Here is a 17225-nt window from a genome sequence, read left to right as displayed (position 1 = left end):
TAAATGCTAAAACGGGATCTCTACAAATAAGGAATCACCTTCTCCAACGAAATCCCTCTCGATCCTTTCAATAAGATCAGTAGATCGGATGGCGGATTATTGGTGAAATGCTCAATCAATGGATCTGTAGACTTCAAGAAAATGGCATTGGGATGCATTCCTTTGAACTTCAAAAATTCTTCACCAATGAAAAATCCGCTTAACCGAAGATCAATTGTTTGCTGAATAACTTCTTCATGGACCATCGGAGCATCATCTCCCATTTCCCGCATATCTCCAAGTATAAAAATCTTTGCATGGTTGTCGATTTTAGCAAAACTGGATAGGGCAGAGCGCATGCTTGTCGGATTTGCATTATAGCAATCAACGATCAAGGTATTTCTTTCGGTTTTAGTAACCTGGGAACGATTGTTTGTGGGCTGATATTCAGAAATCGCTTTATTGCAATTCTCGGGACTGATGCCAAAGAACCTTCCGATCCGAATGGCAGCGAGGAAATTGATGAAATTATATTCTCCAACCAGGTTCGTTTGAATAGCTGGACTTGAGTAGTTTGGTTCAAACCATTCCATTTCAACCAGGGGAGTGAGTTTTAAAAGTGAACCTCCCAATTCAGAATCATCATTGTAAAAATGATTTTGTGTGTTGGAAGGGAGCTTATTAATGATTATTTCATCTTGCTTATTGGCAAATAGATGCCCCCTATTTTGAGCGATGAAATCAAATAGTTCCGTTTTGGTCTTTATAACTCCTTCCAATGATTTAAATCCTTCCAGATGTGCCCTGCCTATATTGGTGATAATTCCGTGTGTCGGTAACGCTATTTCAGCTAATTCTTTAATATCTCCCGGTTTGTTGGCACCCATCTCAATAACGGCAATTTCGTGTTTTTCATTAAGCTGCAGTAAAGTCAGAGGAACGCCAATGTGATTATTCAAATTTCCCTTCGTGTAATGAACATTAAGCTGTGTTTCCAATACCGCTGAAATGAGTTCCTTGGAAGTTGTTTTCCCGTTACTTCCGGTAATACCTATGACTGGTATCTGAAACTGGTTCCTATGATGTCTTGCAAGGTCCTGAAGAGTTAGTAAAACATCCGCTACCAAAATTGTTTTCCCTTCGATTTGGTAGTTGGGATTATCAATAACTGCAGCTATAGCTCCCAATCTGATTGCTTCTTCAGCAAAGGTGTTTCCATCGAAATTGGCGCCCTTCAAACAAAAGAATAACGAACCTTTTTGAATTTTGCGTGTGTCGGTTTCTATCCCGCTGCTTGTTTGAAATAAGGTATATATTGCTTCCATGTGTCATAAAAAAAACCGACACTCGATAAATATCGGATGCCGGTTTTTCTATTAATATTTAACTATTATTTTTTCTTCTTTTTCTTTTTACCGTAGTTGTGACCTACAGGACTTCCGATACGATCCATCGCACAACGGAATCCGATAGTACAAGTTGATTGTGCTTCATCCAGGTATCTTCTGGAACCTGCGTTCAACCAGTATGCACGATCTCTCCAAGAACCACCCTTGTAAACTCTTGATTTATCAGAGATTAAAGTTGTTGGCCAAGACGTTCTGTCTTCCGGTTTGATTGGTGTACCATTTAAATCGTAAGTTTCATACTCATTTTGGTACATGATCAGATGCGGATCACGAGTTGCTTCGTTGATTCCATTCTTGCGATCATCGTTATCATAGTAAATTGAACTTTCAATATCACCGTCTAAATAATCGATGTAATCATCTTTGCGGTAATTCAAACGTCCGATGTTTTCCTCTTCAGTTACGTTGCGGTATTTTAATTTACCCGGTGTACCGATGATGAACTGATTGAATCCTTCACGAAGCATAGGAATGATTTCGAAAGAATATTCTTCATCACGACCCTGTCTTGTGCTTTCTGCAAAAATCCCTTCAAAGATCTCATCCTGTACTAATGAAGAAGCTTCGATATCGTATTTTTCATTTTTATCGATAATTGCTCTGTCCAACACTTCATTGATTCGTGCAATTAATGCCAATTCTACAGAATCTTTCTTTTTCCCGTGAGAAACATAGTAAGGATCTGGCGCAACTCCACGCTTTGTGCGGAATTCAGCTTTATTATGCATTTGTGTTCCACCCGGGATAATAGTATCGTTCGGGTCGTGATTTGCTGCTGATACACGTTGGTAGCGTACACGTTCAAAAGCATTCAGGTATTCCTTCATACCATGTACATCGTACATTACTTGTTGATCTTTTTGCTCAACCACTCCGTCGTTATTCAATACTTTCGTTTGGAAAACATTTCCACGGAAAGGACGGAACTCATCGAAATCCTCAGAAGAAAGCGGACGGTAAACATCCATTACCCACTCGGAAACGTTACCAGCCATGTGGTATAAACCATAGTCATTCGGCCAGAAGGATTCAACCGGAGCTGTTACATCGGCACCATCATTCAAACGACCGGCAACCCCCATGTAATCTCCTTTACCTCTTACGAAGTTGGCACGGATAGCACCTGTAAATTCTTTATTGTCCTGACGAACAAAGTGACCATTCCAAGGATATTGACGACGCTCAGTGATTACCTCGGTACCTTCAGAAAGATTCCCGATTAATCCAAGTGCTGCATATTCCCATTCAGCTTCAGTTGGGAGGCGGTATCTTGGAAGAAGAATTCCATCTTCCATACGAACAATGCGCTCACCTAATTTTTTACCATCTCTATTGGTTGGATCAGTATCTTTTAATTTTCTTCCGCCAAGCTCTTCGTCTTGCTCGAATTGACCTACTAAATAAGCATCCGTATTGAATGTTTCTGCATCTGCGGCATCAATATCCCATCCAAGAACACCTTCGCGGATTAAGATATACTCATTCACACGGTCTGTACGCCATTTACAAAAGTCAGTTGCCTGTAACCAGGATACTCCGACAACAGGATAATCTCTGTACGCAGGGTGACGTAAATAGTAATCTACATATTTATCCATGAATGCCAGTGGACTTCTCCATGCAAGCGTATCAGGTAATGCGTTTCGATAAACCATGTTGTACTTTTCATAAGATCTTCTGATCCAGTATAAGTATTCCAACCAATGGAAATTCGTTACCTCTGTTTGATCCATGTAAAAGGATGAGACAGTAACACGGGCAGGACGGTTGTTATAATCAAACATAACATCTTGTTCGACCATACCCATTGTAAATGTACCACCTTCGACCAGAATCAGTCCCGGACCAGTTTCCTGATCTACAAAAGGAACTTTTTGAAAGCCTCCATGCTGTACATTGTTGTAATCCCATCCTGTTGATGAGGAGGAATCTCGACTACACGAAGCTATTGCAACACCTGCAACCGCTAAGATAAATAAACGCAACATTTTCATATGCTTGGTTTGTTTTTTCATTTTTTGGGACACCAAAGTTAAGTTTATAAACGGATTATCAACAAAAGGTTACAAAAAATAGTTAGAATGATGGACAAGAGATTGTTTTGAACGTTTTAACAGGACCTTTACACTTGGTATAGATACCTAATGAAACTTCATGTGAACCACCTGAAACACCATTGTTTAATCTTGAAACTGTAACATCATAGCTATAGCCGATTCGGAAAGAAGGAGTAGTCACCCCGATTGTAAGGATGAATGCATCTCTGTTTCTAAACCAGGCACCAGCATTAAATGCACCGTATTTAATATATGTACCGATATTGATTTCCTGGAAACCTTGTTGGTATTGGTATATCACATTCGGCATAATGGAAGTCGTATTGTTGTATTTGGATTTACCACCCAAAGGAATTTCAGCGCCCATATGTCCTGTAAATCGCATAGGCATCGGTGAGTTCCCGATAATAACGGATTCATTCGGCATATTTAAGTGATGGACTGCTCCTCCAAAAAAGAAATGTTTCGAATACCCGACAAATCCTGCGGAAGCATCAAAGAATCCTCTTGAACCTCCTCTTCTCAAGTCACCGGTTTGATAGATAAAACCTCTTCTCGGATCTATCATATCTCCGAAAGTCAATTTATCCCAATCCAGGAATTTCTGGTACCAGGCTGCGCGAACTCCAAAAAGCATTGCAAACTTTCGGTTTACTTTTAAGTGGTAAGAGTAAATCAAGCCTAACATAGATGTGTTAATCGTACCCTGACCCTGTTGGTCATGAGTAGCTAAAACTCCAATCCCCCCCGAAATGTTTTTGAAGTATTGATCATAAGATGCACTGTAGGTAACATAATTCCCTGAAAGACTAGGCCATTCGTTACGGTAATTCATAGAAAAACGTGCACATCCATGAGATCCGGCAAAAGCAGGGTTCAGGTACAAGGGGTTTGCGTAAAACTGTGTAAAGGTTGGGTCTTGTGCGTATAATTGACACGAGCCAAAGAAGCATCCAACAAACACTAATAGTTTAATATTTCTCATTCGGTTAAGAATATTTTCAAGCTAATTTGTAGCATTGGTTCGCCAATGTTACGAAAAAAAAATACAATGGTTACAACTAAATCGCCGAAACACAAAAATAAAAAAAGAATTCATACGTTTGATTGAACATTCATCTAGTTTTCGAATTTTGTACTATGAAAAACGACAAAACACAAGCAAGTTACAATTTTAACACATTTTACAAACTCATTATTTTGCTCCTTGTAGGGCATTCGTCTGTTGCTCAGGATGTTTCTGTTGAAATTCAATGGTTACAACCAAAAGAATTGACAATTAACGGCGCGCAGATAATGGTTCCTTTTGTTAATGGAGAGGATTTTGAAAATCAGCTTCCGATTCATTCATTTCAGCAAAAGTATAAACCGGGCAATTATCAGATAGCAATTATTGATGTAAAGACCGAAGGAGTAAGCGCTGTAGAAACGAATTATCTGAATTTTATTAAGGTGCAGATTCCGGCTTCGGCACAAATAGAAGCAAAAGTTTCTAAAGCCAGGAATGAAAGTTATCTGACTTCAAAATGTCTGCCTTATATACAAACTCCTTCAGGATACCAAAAAATAACTTCTTATAAATTGCGGTTAATTCCTGCCGGAGTTTCTTCACCGGTAAACCAATTGAAGAGTTATGCTGCAAACTCAGTACTTAACAGCGGAGCCTGGTACAAAATTACTGTTGCAAATGATGGGATCTTTCAAATGAACAGGGCGTTTTTTGAAAGTATGGGAGTAGATATCGAAAACCTGGACCCGAAAACCATTAATTTATATGGGAATGCAGACGGGCGGCTTTCGGAATTGAACAGTGATCCTTATCACGATGATCTTAGAAAGAATTCAATACAATTTGTTGGCAATTCGGATACGACCTTTGATGAGAATGAATATTTTTTGTTTTTTGGTGCAGGTCCCAACCGATGGGATCACGGTAGCGGAACCAATTTTGACAGGAACATGCACATTTACAGTGCGGTAAATACTTATTTCATTCATATAGATGCAGCTGATCTGCCTCTCCGGATTCAAAGTTTGCCTGAATCACCTTTGCCTTCAACCCAAACTGTAAGTTCTTATACTTATTATGATATTCATGAAAATGAAGCTGTTAATTTGGTACAGGGCGGACAACGCTGGTATGGTGAACAATTTGACGCTACCTTGACCCAGGTTTTTAAGTTCTCAGTTCCGAATGTAGATCCGGGGACTCCTGTTCAGGTCGAATATGCGGTTGCGAATAATGGAAGTGCGCTTGGCAATAACTTTCAGGTGAGTTATAATGGAAGCCAGGTTAATAACCTGTCATTAAGTACGGTTGGGGCCGATTATGTCCGGAATAACGCAAGTTTTAGCATCAATCCGGTTTCTTCTCCAATTGAATTCAGTTTTACATTCAATCGGGTAAATGCTTCGGTAAAAGCATATTTGGATTTTATTCAGATAGTAGGCAGAAGAAATCTTGTATTCTTTGGAAACTCAATGTTGTTCCGGGATGTGAATTCTGTAGGAGTCGGGAATGTGAGCTTATTTACCGTTTCGGGTATGACAGCTACTCACAAGGTATGGGATGTAAGTTCCAAGACAAATCCTCAAGTCATTGAGGGGAATCTTTCCGGGGGAATCTTCTCTTTCAAACAAGCTACGGACACACTTAGAGAATTCCTGGTTTTTAATGAAGGTGTTTTTTCCCAACCAACATTCGTAAAGCAAGTTGATAACCAGGATTTACATGCACTTGATCAGTATGACTATATTATTATAAGCCCGAAACAATTTATCAACCAGGCGGTGCGTTTGGGGAGTCTGCATCAGGCGAATGGTTTGTCGACTGTCGTGGTTGATATTGAGCAGGTATACAATGAATTTTCTTCAGGAAATCAGGATGTAACTGCGATCAGGAGATTTGTGAAAATGTTTTATGAGCGGGCAAATGGAAATACTGCTTTGCAGCCCAAATATCTTTGCCTGTTCGGTGATGCTACTTACGACCCTAAAAATCGTGTGGCTGGAAATAATTATATGATCCCGACTTATGAATATTTGAATTCCGAAAACCACATTTTTGCATTAGTAACGGATGATTATTTCGGATTCATGGATAATAACGAATCAATCAGCGGACTGGACTTAATGGATATTGGAGTAGGACGTCTGCTTATTTCGAATGCAACGCATGCTCAAACCCAGGTGGATAAAATTGAGCATTACATGAAGAATGGAATGAACTCGCCGATTATTTCAGATGATCCGAACAGCTGTTGTATCGGGGAAACGGCCACTATGTTCGGCGACTGGAGACAGGTGTATACTAATATCGCGGATGATGAGGAAGGTGGGATTTTTATTACGACGGACGCTGAGCCGGCATTCAACCAGGTTCAGTCTGACGCTAATGAAATGAATTGCGAGAAAATTTATTCCGATGCTTACACACAAGTTTCCACTACAGGAGGTCATCGCTATCCGGAAGTGCTGAATGCAATTACTGATCGTGTGGCAAGAGGTAGTTTGATTACCAATTATATTGGTCATGGCGGTGAAGTTGGAGCTGCAGAGGAGCGAATCATTACCATTCCGCAGGTAAATACCTGGACAAACCTGAATCGCATGGGGTTGTTTGTTACTGCTACCTGTGAATTTACAAAGTTTGACGATCCTTCCAGGGAATCGATCGGGGAGTTGATTTCCCTGAATCCGAAAGGAGGTTCAATTTCTTTAATGACCACAACCAGATCGGTGTATATTTCAATTAATACTTTGGTGGTTGAAAGTTTATTTACTCACGTTATCGAAAGAGATGCCAATTATGATCCACTTCCTTTCGGAGAGATTATGAGAAGAACCAAGAATACTTCCGGTGGTTCAGACAACAGAAGGTGCTTTAACCTGATCGGTGATCCGGCATTGAGAATTTGTCTGCCTAAGTGGAGGGTTGTAACGGATTCCATCAATCATATCGCTATTTCAAACGGGGCAGATACTGTTCGGGCTCTTACGAAAATGCATGTTGTAGGGCATTTGGAAGATAATTTAGGAAACAAGCTGACTACCTTTAACGGGGTTTTGGCTCCTACTATTTTTGATAAACCTAAAAAGGTTCAGACCCTTGCAAATGATCCGATAGGGCCTTCTAATCCGGACGGTTCACCTGTAATCACATTTAGAACACAGAAGAATGCCTTGTACAAAGGACGGGCAACTGTTACGAATGGGGATTTCAAGTTTGAATTCGTAGTTCCGAAGGATATTGATTTCAATTACGGAAGAGGGAAGATTAGCTATTATGCAGATAATAAAATCGTGGATGCAGATGGTTGGGACAGTACTTTCGTTGTCGGAGGTATTAATCCGAATCCTCCGGTAGATAATGCAGGTCCGGAATTGAAAATTTATCTGAACGACGATTCATTTGTAAACGGAAGTATCGCCAGTTCAAATCCTTTATTGGTTGTTGAGGCTTACGACGAATTCGGTATTAATACTGTTGGAAATGGTATCGGGCATGATATAACTGCTGTTTTGGATGGAAACACGGGAAGTCCGATAGTGCTGAATGAATATTATAAATCAAACCTGGACAGTTATCAGAACGGGAAACTTCAATACACCCTGCGTAATTTGGCAGTTGGGCCGCATACCCTGGATGTCAAGATCTGGGATGTAAACAACAATTCAAGTACTGTTCGCCTGGAATTTACCGTAACCGAAAACCAGGAAGTAGAATTGGATCACGTGCTGAATTACCCGAATCCGTTTACAACGCATACTACGTTTATGTATGAGCATAACCAATCGTGTTCATCGCTTGAAACTCAAATCAATATTTATACGGTTTCCGGAAGACTTGTAAAAACAATTAATCAACTGGTGCCTACAAACGGCTTTAGAGTGGAAGGTATCTCCTGGGATGGAAAAGATGATTTCGGAGATCAGCTGGCTAAAGGAGTTTATGTTTACCAACTGAAAGTTACCATGCCGGACGGGAAGAAGGCCCAAAAGATGGAAAAATTGGTTCTTTTAAGATAGTTGCACAATAAAAGTCCTAGTTTTGCGTATTTTTGTCACAATTAAAACTGAAATAGATTCATGTTATCACATAAAATACTGATTTTTACTCTTTTTGTTAGTTATCTGTCATTCGCTCAGCAGGGTGGACAAGGGGTGACTCAAAACGATATTCAATTGAATACCATTACCACTGCCTTGCCTTTCTTGGGGATCAATCCCGATTCAAGATCCGGGGCAATGGGGGATGCCGGAACTGCCTTAAGCGGAAACTCTTCCTCGATCATGTGGAATACAGCAATGCTTAATTTCGCTGAGTCAAAATCAGAAATTGGAGTGAGTTATACTCCGTGGTTGAGACAATTGACAAACGATATGCACCTTTCTTACCTTTCAGGTTATACAAGAGTAGGAACAAGACACGTTATCGGTGGTGCTTTACGCTATTTTAGTTTGGGAGAGATTACTTTTACCGACGCAGGCGGAAATTACATTCGTGAATTTAAACCGAACGAGTTCGAAGTGACATTGGCTTACGCTTTTAAATTGGCGGATAAGCACAGTATTGGGATCAATGGAAAATTTGCTTACTCGAATTTGACTGGTGGTTTGGTTACTGCGGGAACCGAAACAAAAGCAGCCGTTGCAGGGATTGCAGATATCTCGTATGCCTACAGAACTGAAGATATTGACTGGTTTAAAGTAAATGGTATTTACTCTTTAGGAGTGACTATTACAAATATTGGTAACAAGGTCGCGTATTCTGCAAATGCACGAAGAGATTTTTTACCTGCAGCTTTGAAAATCGGGAATGCCTACACAGCAAAAATTGATAAATACAATAGTTTGACAGTAAGTGTGGACGTTTCCAAATTGTTGGTTCCTACTCCACCGATTTATGCGAATATTGACGGCGAGCAAACGTTGATTTCTGGAAAAAATAATGACGTGGGTGTTATTGCCGGGATGATTCAATCATTTTATGATGCTCCGGGAAGAGTTGAAGAAGATTCAAACGGTGATCCGATTCAAAATGAAGATGGATCATACAAAGTGAAGAAAGGTTCTAAATTCGGAGAAGAAATGCGTGAGATCATGATCGGTTCCGGATTGGAATACTGGTACAACGACATTTTTGCAGTTCGCGCAGGTTATTTCTACGAAAACATTTCCAAAGGAGGCCGTCAGTTTTTCACGATGGGTGTTGGATTCAAATACAATATTTTTTGTTTCGATTTTTCCTATTTGGCTGCAATGAAAAGAAATAATCCACTGGCAAATACAATGCGATTTACACTTCGTTTCACATTAGGTGACCGTGTAAATGACGAGAAGGATAAACCTGAATAATGGATATTCGAATCGGTTTCGGAGTTGATGTTCACCGTTTGGAAGAAGGACGCGAATTTTGGTTGGGAGGTTTAAAACTCCCTTCTTCATTTGGTGCCGTCGGACATTCTGATGCAGATGTTCTGATTCATGCGATTTGCGATGCTTTGTTAGGTGCTTTGAACCTCAGAGATATTGGTTTCCATTTCTCAGATACCGATCCGCAGTATAAAGGAATTGATTCCAAGATTCTCTTAAAGAATGTCATGACTTTGATCAGGGGGAAAGAATTCTCAGTAGTCAATATCGATGCAACCGTTATCCTGGAAAAACCGAAGGTCAATCCGCACATTCCCGAAATGCAAAAAATCCTGGCTGAACTACTGGGAGTTGAAATTGACCGGGTTTCCATCAAAGCGACTACTCACGAAAAGGTAGATTCTTTTGGAGTCGGTGAGGCGGTTAAGGCTTATGCCGTTTGTTTGGTTTCGAAAGGATTTTAAGATTTTATGACATCAGGATATTAGGACTTTATTTATACTAAGTAGGACAATTTGAAGTCCTGACATCTTAAAATCCTAAAGTCCAGATGTCCCCAAAACCATATCATAGCGGTGCATTCCTTCACCATAAGAATTCTCGGTTATTTTCACTGTTTTAAATCCGTACTTTTCAAAGAATGAAAAGGAGAACTGGGTGGTGTCCAGGATCACTTGCCTGTTTGGAAACAGCGATTTGATTTCAGTAAGCCGGAATTTTAAAAGCTGTTCGCCATAACCTTTTTTGTGGTGTTCATCACTCACCAATCCCCACACGAATGTAATGCAAGCTGTACCGTCAATTCCATCCTTTTTACCGAATCCTCCACAACCAATAAGCTTGTCATCCAACTCCATAACATAGTAAGGTGGATTGTCAATAGCTTCCGGATCTGCTAGTTTCGTTAAAAAACGCTCGAATTCATCGACCTCTTCCAATGTGAAATATTTTGGAACATTTGATTTGAATGCGTTCATACAGGCATCTCTGTCGGAAGGGTTGTACAGTCTGATATTTGTTTGAAATTGATTCATCAATGAATATTTGTACGTATAAAGATAATTGTTTCCTGTTCATAATTTCAAAAGCCAAGTGCCTCCCACCTTCGGCAGACTTTGTATATTTGTCGTCATAAGAATCAGACATGAAAGTAAACCCCGCATACAATACGAAAGAAAGTTTATTGGAATTGTACAACAAACCTTTGTTGGAACTTGTTTTCGAAGCAGCAACTGTACATCGTCAATTTCATAATCCAAGAGAAGTTCAGATGTCTTCCCTGTTGAGTATCAAAACTGGTGGTTGCCCTGAGGATTGCGGATACTGTCCGCAGGCGGCACGTTATCATACAGATGTTGAGGCACACAAATTAATGACGGTTGACTCTGTAATTGAGCAGGCAAAAAATGCAAAAGCAAACGGTTCTTCCCGTTTGTGTATGGGAGCAGCCTGGAGAGAAGTTCGGGACAACAAGGATTTTGACAATGTAATTGAAATGGTTCAGGCAGTGAATGACCTGGATATGGAAGTTTGCTGTACGCTTGGAATGATGAATGAAGATCAGGCGAAGCGTTTGAAAAATGCCGGTTTGTTTGCATACAATCATAACCTGGATTCATCCAAAGAGTTTTACGGCGATGTTATTTCCACTCGTGAATACGAAGATCGTTTGAATACGATTGACAATGCACGAAAAGCCGGAATTACAGTTTGTTCCGGTGGAATTATCGGGATGGGAGAAGCAATTGAAGACCGTGTTGGTTTGTTATTGAGCTACATGGAAATGGAAAATCCGCCCGAATCTATTCCGATCAACGCATTGGTTGCTGTGGAAGGAACACCTTTGGAAGATCAGAAACCAATCGAACAATGGGAAATGATCCGCATGGTTGCAACAACCCGCATCGCATTCCCGGAAGCCACGGTTCGTTTATCGGCAGGCAGAACAAAAATGACCATGGAAGGTCAGGCTTTGTGTTTCATGGCCGGAGCAGGATCTATTTTCGCAGGAGATAAACTATTGACAACTCCAAACCCGGAATTTAACGAGGATAAGGAAATGTTCCAGATTTTGGGATTGATCCCGAAGGAAGCATTTGCAGACGGTGAGAAACCTGTTTCAAAACCAGATCCGATAATCGAAGCAAGAAAAGAAAAAGAGGCTCAGCGCGCGAAAGAATTGGCAGAAGCTAAAATTGCATCCGCTGGGTTTTCACCTCGAAAAGTGACGGTTTCTTAAAATATGGATTTGAAATTTCAACGAAATTTACAAGATAGGAAAGAGAAGGGGAGTTTGCGCTCCCTTTTGTCGTTTGATAAACACGTAGATTTCTGGTCGAACGATTATTTGGGATTGGCCAGGCTTCCCCAGGTAGTTGATGTGAAGGGAAGTACCGGATCCAGGCTTATCTCGGGAAATTCGGAAGTGGTTGAAGAAGTGGAAAGACAAGTTGCTGCACATTTTCAATCCGAAGCAGCATTGATCTTTAATTCGGGATATGATGCGAACCTCGGTTTGTTCTCTTCTCTTCCTCAAAAAGGAGATACCATCCTTTACGATGAATATGTGCATGCTTCTGTCCGGGATGGAATTCGCCTGAGTTTTGCAAGCTCATTTTCCTTCCGGCACAACGACGTTTCTGATTTGAAGAAAAAATTACAGAAGGCGGAAGGAACTGTTTTTGTGGCTGTAGAATCCCTTTACAGCATGGATGGTGATTTGGCTCCTTTGCTTGAGATAAGTCAGCTGTGTAAAGAGTATAATGCTTTACTGATCGTTGATGAAGCTCATTCCGGAGGTGTTTTTGGAGTGGAAGGAAAAGGTTTGTGCCAGGAATTAGGTGTTGTAGACTCAGTTTTTATTCGAGTATTTACTTTTGGAAAAGCTTACGGAGCACATGGAGCTGTTGTTTGTTGTTCGGATGAGGTACGGGAATTCCTGATCAATTTTGCACGATCATTTATTTATACAACGGCTCTTCCAGAAGGAATTTACACCCACATACTCCACCAGCTTGAATTGAGTAAAACAGAAGATCTCCGTAAGCAATTGCAAGAGAATATTGCCTGTTTCTCAGGTAAAATGAAATCCCAGCTTAGCTCGGAAAATTCCCCCATTCAGATCATTGAGTTTTCAGATTTGAATAGGTGCAAGTTAAAAGCACAGCAACTTCAGGAGGCAGGATTCGCAGTGAAAGCTATTTTACCGCCAACTGTTCCAATGGGGTCCCAACGTTTGCGCATTTGTATTCATGCATTCAATACGAAAGAAGAGATTGATCAGTTGATTTCGATGTTAAATTGAGGATGTAAAGATTTAATTGTAAAATTTATGCTTTTAAAGTATTGATTTTCAGGGTTTTTTATTTTAAAACGCAAGTCCCGGTAAATTATTGTATGTGCAATATCATTCCCGCATCAGCGTTTTCAAGAAAAAATTATTTATGAAAAAGATACTTGCCTTAACAATCCTAAGTCTGGCAGTTTTATCCTGCAAAAAAGATAAAATAGAACCAGCCGAACCACAACCTTCTAATCCTTCATACGCACATATCAGTACAACCGGCTCCTATTGGGTTTATGACTGGTATGAGGTTGATTCTACCGGAAATGAAACGCTGATCCCTGCCTGGAAAGATACCATTCGTATAGTGGGAGATTCCACCATCAATGGAAAGATCTTTCAGCACTATAAGGGAACGCAATGGAATTCACCGATTGAATACTACATGCGGGATTCAAGCGGATATGTAGTCAATACAAACGGAAAGATCTCTTATTCTTATGTCAGCAACCCGATGCTCGTTAGTGCCCACAACGATGGATATATTCATCAGAATAACTACATAGGCGAAAAACAAACAATCAATACTGCTTTCGGAAGTAAACTTGCAAGCACTACCTATACCGAAGTTTCTATGGTCGATGGAACTCCTGTCAATTCATGTGGTGATCTTTCGGTACGCTTATATAATTACTATGTTTCCGGATTAGGATGCACAGGGATTGAAACAGCATATATTTCACAATTTCAGGCATTGTGTTCCAAAAAACGATCCAGGCTAAGTGCTTATTACATTGCTCCATAACCGGATTTTCACTTCCACTATCCAAGCTACTACCTTTTATATAATGAACGCAGGTTCATAGTCACTTCGAGTCTCCCGCTCAATTGTTCTCGATGCATCCCGACGAAAAGTTGGGATGCTCGAACTGATTTGAGCGGGATGTATCGAAGGAGCTATGAAGATTTGCTGGAAAAAAAAATCATTTTTTTGAAATAAAATTTGGAAACTTAACGGTGTTAAGTATATTTGTACCGTCAATATTTAAAAATGGGAATTAACGAACGTAAGGAACGGGAAAAAGAACTCTTGCAAAAAAGCATTCTCACAGCTGCTCGTGAGGTTTTTTTGGAAAAAGGTTTTGACCAGACTTCCATTCGTTCGATTGCCCAGCGAATTGAATACAGCCCCACAACGATTTATTTATATTTCAAGGATAAGGACGCAATTCTTTTTGCACTTCATTCGGAAGGATTTCAACTGTTGGGAAGCAAATTGGAGGTGCTTTACTCGGTGGAGAATCCGTATGAACGGCTGAAAGCAATGGGGCGAATCTATATCCAGTTCGCAACAGACTACCCGGATTATTACGATTTGATGTTTGTACAGAAATCCCCCATGAATAATTTGGAGGACGATGAGCTTTGGAAGGAAGGTGCTTCTGCATTCGACGGACTGAAAGCAACCATTCAGCAATGCATGGACGGAGGTTATTTGCCTTTTACGGATGCTGAGACCGGAGCTTATCTGGTTTGGGCAACGATGCATGGAATGTGTAATTTATATGACAGGGGACGTTGCAAGGTTTTAGATCCTGAAAAGAGTGAAAAAATCGTTGATTTAGGCTTTGATGAATTCATTCGTATGATGGATTCCTTCAAGAAATAATTTTTTTATTAATTACTTAACACTGTTCAGTTAAATAACAATGATTATATGAAGCAAAAAATAACTCTTCTAATTGCGATTTCGGCAAGTTTGTTTATGCATGCTTACTCCTGGTCGCAGGGAGCATTGGAAAAATACATTCAGCAGGGGCTGGATTCCAATTTGGTTCTCAAACAACGTTCGATTCAATTGGAAAAAGCGCTTTTAACGTTAAATACGGCGAAAAGCAATTTTTTACCTTCCGTAAATTTTAATGCTTCCTACACAACGGCAGAAGGTGGGCGTTATGCTGATCTTCCGATCGGAGATATGCTGAATCCTGTGTATACGACATTAAATCAAATGACGGGAACGAATGCCTTTCCGCAAATTCAGAACCAGCAGATCAACTTCCTGCCAACCAATTTCTACGATACCTATATCCGTACTTCAGTACCCTTGTTAAACACGGATATTTATGCAAATAAACGGATCCAGGAACAAAAAGTGGAATTGAGCAACCTGGATATGCAGGTATATGCAAGGGAATTGGTTAAGAATATCAAGGTGGCTTATTACAATGTGATCATGGCTTCCAAATCGGTTTCTGTTTACGAAACAAATAAAAAAGTACTGGAGCAAAATGTAGCATTGAATGAGGCGCTTATAAAACAGGGAAAAGGTTTGAAAGTGAATCTTTTGAAGGCGCAAACAGAATTAATGAAGATGAATACTTCTATTTCTACTGCGAAAAATCAATTAACGAACGCACGGGCCTATTTCAATTTCCTGATCAACAGATCCCTGGATTCGGAAATTATTTTGGAAGAGGTTTCGGGAAGTAATCCACAACTGGAGATGAAGCAGGAACGGGAAGAAATTCAATTGATCAATCAATCTATCGGGGTTCAGGAATCAGTTTTGAAAATGAATAAGAATTACTGGGTTCCGAAGGTCAACGCATTCCTGGACTTGGGTTCGCAAGGTACCAACTGGGAAGTGAGCAGGAAGTCGGCTTACTATATGTTCGGTATTTCTGCTTCTATCCCGATTTACAATGGTTCGCGCAATCAGCAACAGATCAAACAAACGAAATACGAACTTGAAAGTGCAAAAATCCAGTTAGATCAGATCTCACAGCAACTGGAATTACAACGAACCCAGTCATTGCGTAATGTGGTCAATGCAAAAGAAAATTGGGAAACAGCACAGGTGCAGTTAGAAGCTTCCAAAGAATATTTCGCCCTGGTTTCGGGTGCAAACAGAGAAGGATTAACCAATCAGCTGGAATTCATTGATGCCTCCAATCAAGTGACCAATGCTGAATTGTTTGTCCTTATTCAATATCAAAACTACTTAAGTTCTTTAGCTGAACTTGAGCGCGCAGCAGCAACATATCCATTGAAATTCAATCAATAAACTATTCGATTATGAAAAAATTAGTAATACCGGCACTTGTTCTTTCCTTTTTTCTTGCTTCGTGCGGTTCGAAGGAAAAGACAACGAATGAAATTCCGAAGACTGAAGTGATTCCCGTAAAGTTGGAGCCTATTCAGGCAATGAACTCAAACGAAGAGATTCACGTTTCCGGACAATTCACAACGGATGATGAAACGTATTTATCATTCCTTTCAGGGGGAATTATCCAAAAATTGTATGTCAAAGAAGGAGATAAAGTTCGAAAAGGGCAATTGCTGGCGACTTTGGACCTTACATTGGTAAAAGCAACGGTTAGCCAGGCAAAACTGGGTCTCGAAAAATCAAAACGCGACCTGGAACGTGCGAAAAATTTACAGAAAGAAGGCTTTGCAACTTTAGAGCAGTTGCAAAATGCCCAGACAGCTTGTGATGTAGCAGAGGAACAATTACAATCGGCCCTGTTTAATTTGAAATATGCTGAAATAAGAGCTGTTTCAAACGGATTTATCCTGCGGAAAATGGCGAATCAGGGACAATTGGTGAGCAGTGGAACGCCGGTCTTTCAAACCAATGGTGCGGGATCAAGTTCCTTTAAACTGAAAGTCGGAGTGAGTGATCGCCAGTGGAGCCAGATTCATATCGGTGATGAAGCGGAAATCGAAGCGGATGTGTTTAAAAACAGGACATTGAAAGCGAAAGTTTCCCGTAAATCGGAAAGTATTGATCCCTTTAGCGGAACGTTTACAGTGGAATTGGAGTTAGAAGGGAAGTTACCGCAAGGATTGGCAAGCGGGGTGTTTGGTAAAGCAAAAATCCGGCTTTCCGAAACCTCCGAGAACTGGAAAATTCCTTACGAAGCTTTATTGGATGGAAACGCAGACGATGGATTTGTATTCATTTCGAATGACAAAAAAACGGTGAAAAAAGTACCTGTTAAGATCGAAAACCTGAACCAGAATGTGGTAGAAATATCGGAAGGTTTGGAAGGATACAAATATGTGATCGTTTCAGGCGGACCTTATTTGAACGAAAATTCGAGCATCTCATCAAAATAA

The 17225-nt window shown here is 40.3% G+C and carries 13 protein-coding genes; 9 read left to right on the top strand and 4 right to left on the bottom strand.

What is annotated here, in order from left to right; genetic code table 11:
• Positions 1-20: 20 nt before the first annotated feature.
• The 3 genes from murF to K0S23_RS16735 form a co-directional block, all read right to left on the bottom strand.
• Complete coding sequence (murF, locus tag K0S23_RS16745) at positions 21-1304, bottom strand: UDP-N-acetylmuramoyl-tripeptide--D-alanyl-D-alanine ligase (RefSeq protein ID WP_300359836.1); 1284 nt, start codon at positions 1302-1304, stop codon at positions 21-23.
• A gap of 65 nt (positions 1305-1369) precedes the next feature.
• Entirely contained in the window at positions 1370-3403 is a 2034-nt protein-coding gene (locus K0S23_RS16740; protein ID WP_300359834.1) for an SUMF1/EgtB/PvdO family nonheme iron enzyme, read from the bottom strand.
• Between the two features lie 61 nt (positions 3404-3464).
• A complete protein-coding gene (locus tag K0S23_RS16735; protein WP_300359832.1) occupies positions 3465-4430 on the bottom strand; it encodes a type IX secretion system membrane protein PorP/SprF in 966 nt (321 codons plus the stop codon).
• A gap of 155 nt (positions 4431-4585) precedes the next feature.
• On the opposite strand from K0S23_RS16735, the gene porU reads away from it, so the two are divergent.
• Genes porU through ispF form a run of 3 tightly spaced genes read left to right on the top strand, consistent with a single transcriptional unit; the run spans position 4586 to position 10284 of the window.
• The gene (porU, locus tag K0S23_RS16730; RefSeq protein WP_300359830.1) at positions 4586-8473 is read left to right on the top strand and encodes a type IX secretion system sortase PorU; all 3888 of its coding nucleotides are present in this window, start codon (positions 4586-4588) and stop codon (positions 8471-8473) included.
• 60 nt (positions 8474-8533) lie between these two features.
• A complete protein-coding gene (porV, locus tag K0S23_RS16725; protein WP_300359828.1) occupies positions 8534-9802 on the top strand; it encodes a type IX secretion system outer membrane channel protein PorV in 1269 nt (422 codons plus the stop codon).
• Complete coding sequence (gene ispF / locus K0S23_RS16720) at positions 9802-10284, top strand: 2-C-methyl-D-erythritol 2,4-cyclodiphosphate synthase (protein ID WP_300359826.1); 483 nt, start codon at positions 9802-9804, stop codon at positions 10282-10284. Before porV ends, ispF begins: the two co-directional genes overlap by 1 nt.
• A gap of 75 nt (positions 10285-10359) precedes the next feature.
• Here the strand turns inward: ispF and K0S23_RS16715 are convergent, their stop codons facing one another.
• Positions 10360-10854: a GNAT family N-acetyltransferase gene (locus K0S23_RS16715; RefSeq protein WP_300359824.1), complete on the bottom strand. Its 495-nt coding sequence runs from the start codon at positions 10852-10854 to the stop codon at positions 10360-10362.
• 110 nt (positions 10855-10964) lie between these two features.
• On the opposite strand from K0S23_RS16715, the gene bioB reads away from it, so the two are divergent.
• The 6 genes from bioB to K0S23_RS16685 all read left to right on the top strand — a co-directional run bounded on the left by bioB (position 10965) and on the right by K0S23_RS16685 (position 17225).
• Entirely contained in the window at positions 10965-12059 is a 1095-nt protein-coding gene (gene bioB, locus K0S23_RS16710) for a biotin synthase BioB (protein WP_300359822.1), read from the top strand.
• Positions 12060-12062: 3 nt separating this feature from the next.
• Positions 12063-13124, top strand: coding sequence for an 8-amino-7-oxononanoate synthase (locus tag K0S23_RS16705; RefSeq protein WP_300359821.1), 1062 nt, complete (start codon positions 12063-12065; stop codon positions 13122-13124).
• 139 nt (positions 13125-13263) lie between these two features.
• Complete coding sequence (locus K0S23_RS16700) at positions 13264-13908, top strand: hypothetical protein (RefSeq protein WP_300359819.1); 645 nt, start codon at positions 13264-13266, stop codon at positions 13906-13908.
• 246 nt (positions 13909-14154) lie between these two features.
• Positions 14155-14772, top strand: a complete 618-nt coding sequence (locus K0S23_RS16695) for a TetR/AcrR family transcriptional regulator (RefSeq protein ID WP_300359818.1) — start codon at positions 14155-14157, stop codon at positions 14770-14772.
• A gap of 48 nt (positions 14773-14820) precedes the next feature.
• Complete coding sequence (locus K0S23_RS16690; RefSeq protein WP_300359816.1) at positions 14821-16170, top strand: TolC family protein; 1350 nt, start codon at positions 14821-14823, stop codon at positions 16168-16170.
• Positions 16171-16181: 11 nt separating this feature from the next.
• On the top strand, positions 16182-17225 hold the full coding sequence (locus K0S23_RS16685) for an efflux RND transporter periplasmic adaptor subunit (RefSeq protein ID WP_300359815.1): 1044 nt from the start codon (positions 16182-16184) through the stop codon (positions 17223-17225).

The sequence above is a fragment of the Fluviicola sp. genome (assembly GCF_029266855.1).
In the GTDB taxonomy this organism is placed as follows: domain Bacteria; phylum Bacteroidota; class Bacteroidia; order Flavobacteriales_D; family Crocinitomicaceae; genus Fluviicola.
Note: the sequence above shows the minus strand (reverse complement) of the source record. Positions and strands in the feature narration are given on the sequence as shown.

Bases quoted from the DNA above. Each gene is read 5' to 3' on its own strand.
- murF (WP_300359836.1), bottom strand. From the start codon at position 1,304: ATGGAAGCAATATATACCTTATTTCAAACAAGCAGCGGGATAGAAACC.
- K0S23_RS16740 (WP_300359834.1), bottom strand. From the start codon at position 3,403: ATGAAAAAACAAACCAAGCATATGAAAATGTTGCGTTTATTTATCTTA.
- K0S23_RS16735 (WP_300359832.1), bottom strand. From the start codon at position 4,430: ATGAGAAATATTAAACTATTAGTGTTTGTTGGATGCTTCTTTGGCTCG.
- porU (WP_300359830.1), top strand. From the start codon at position 4,586: ATGAAAAACGACAAAACACAAGCAAGTTACAATTTTAACACATTTTAC.
- porV (WP_300359828.1), top strand. From the start codon at position 8,534: ATGTTATCACATAAAATACTGATTTTTACTCTTTTTGTTAGTTATCTG.
- ispF (WP_300359826.1), top strand. From the start codon at position 9,802: ATGGATATTCGAATCGGTTTCGGAGTTGATGTTCACCGTTTGGAAGAA.
- K0S23_RS16715 (WP_300359824.1), bottom strand. From the start codon at position 10,854: ATGAATCAATTTCAAACAAATATCAGACTGTACAACCCTTCCGACAGA.
- bioB (WP_300359822.1), top strand. From the start codon at position 10,965: ATGAAAGTAAACCCCGCATACAATACGAAAGAAAGTTTATTGGAATTG.
- K0S23_RS16705 (WP_300359821.1), top strand. From the start codon at position 12,063: ATGGATTTGAAATTTCAACGAAATTTACAAGATAGGAAAGAGAAGGGG.
- K0S23_RS16700 (WP_300359819.1), top strand. From the start codon at position 13,264: ATGAAAAAGATACTTGCCTTAACAATCCTAAGTCTGGCAGTTTTATCC.
- K0S23_RS16695 (WP_300359818.1), top strand. From the start codon at position 14,155: ATGGGAATTAACGAACGTAAGGAACGGGAAAAAGAACTCTTGCAAAAA.
- K0S23_RS16690 (WP_300359816.1), top strand. From the start codon at position 14,821: ATGAAGCAAAAAATAACTCTTCTAATTGCGATTTCGGCAAGTTTGTTT.
- K0S23_RS16685 (WP_300359815.1), top strand. From the start codon at position 16,182: ATGAAAAAATTAGTAATACCGGCACTTGTTCTTTCCTTTTTTCTTGCT.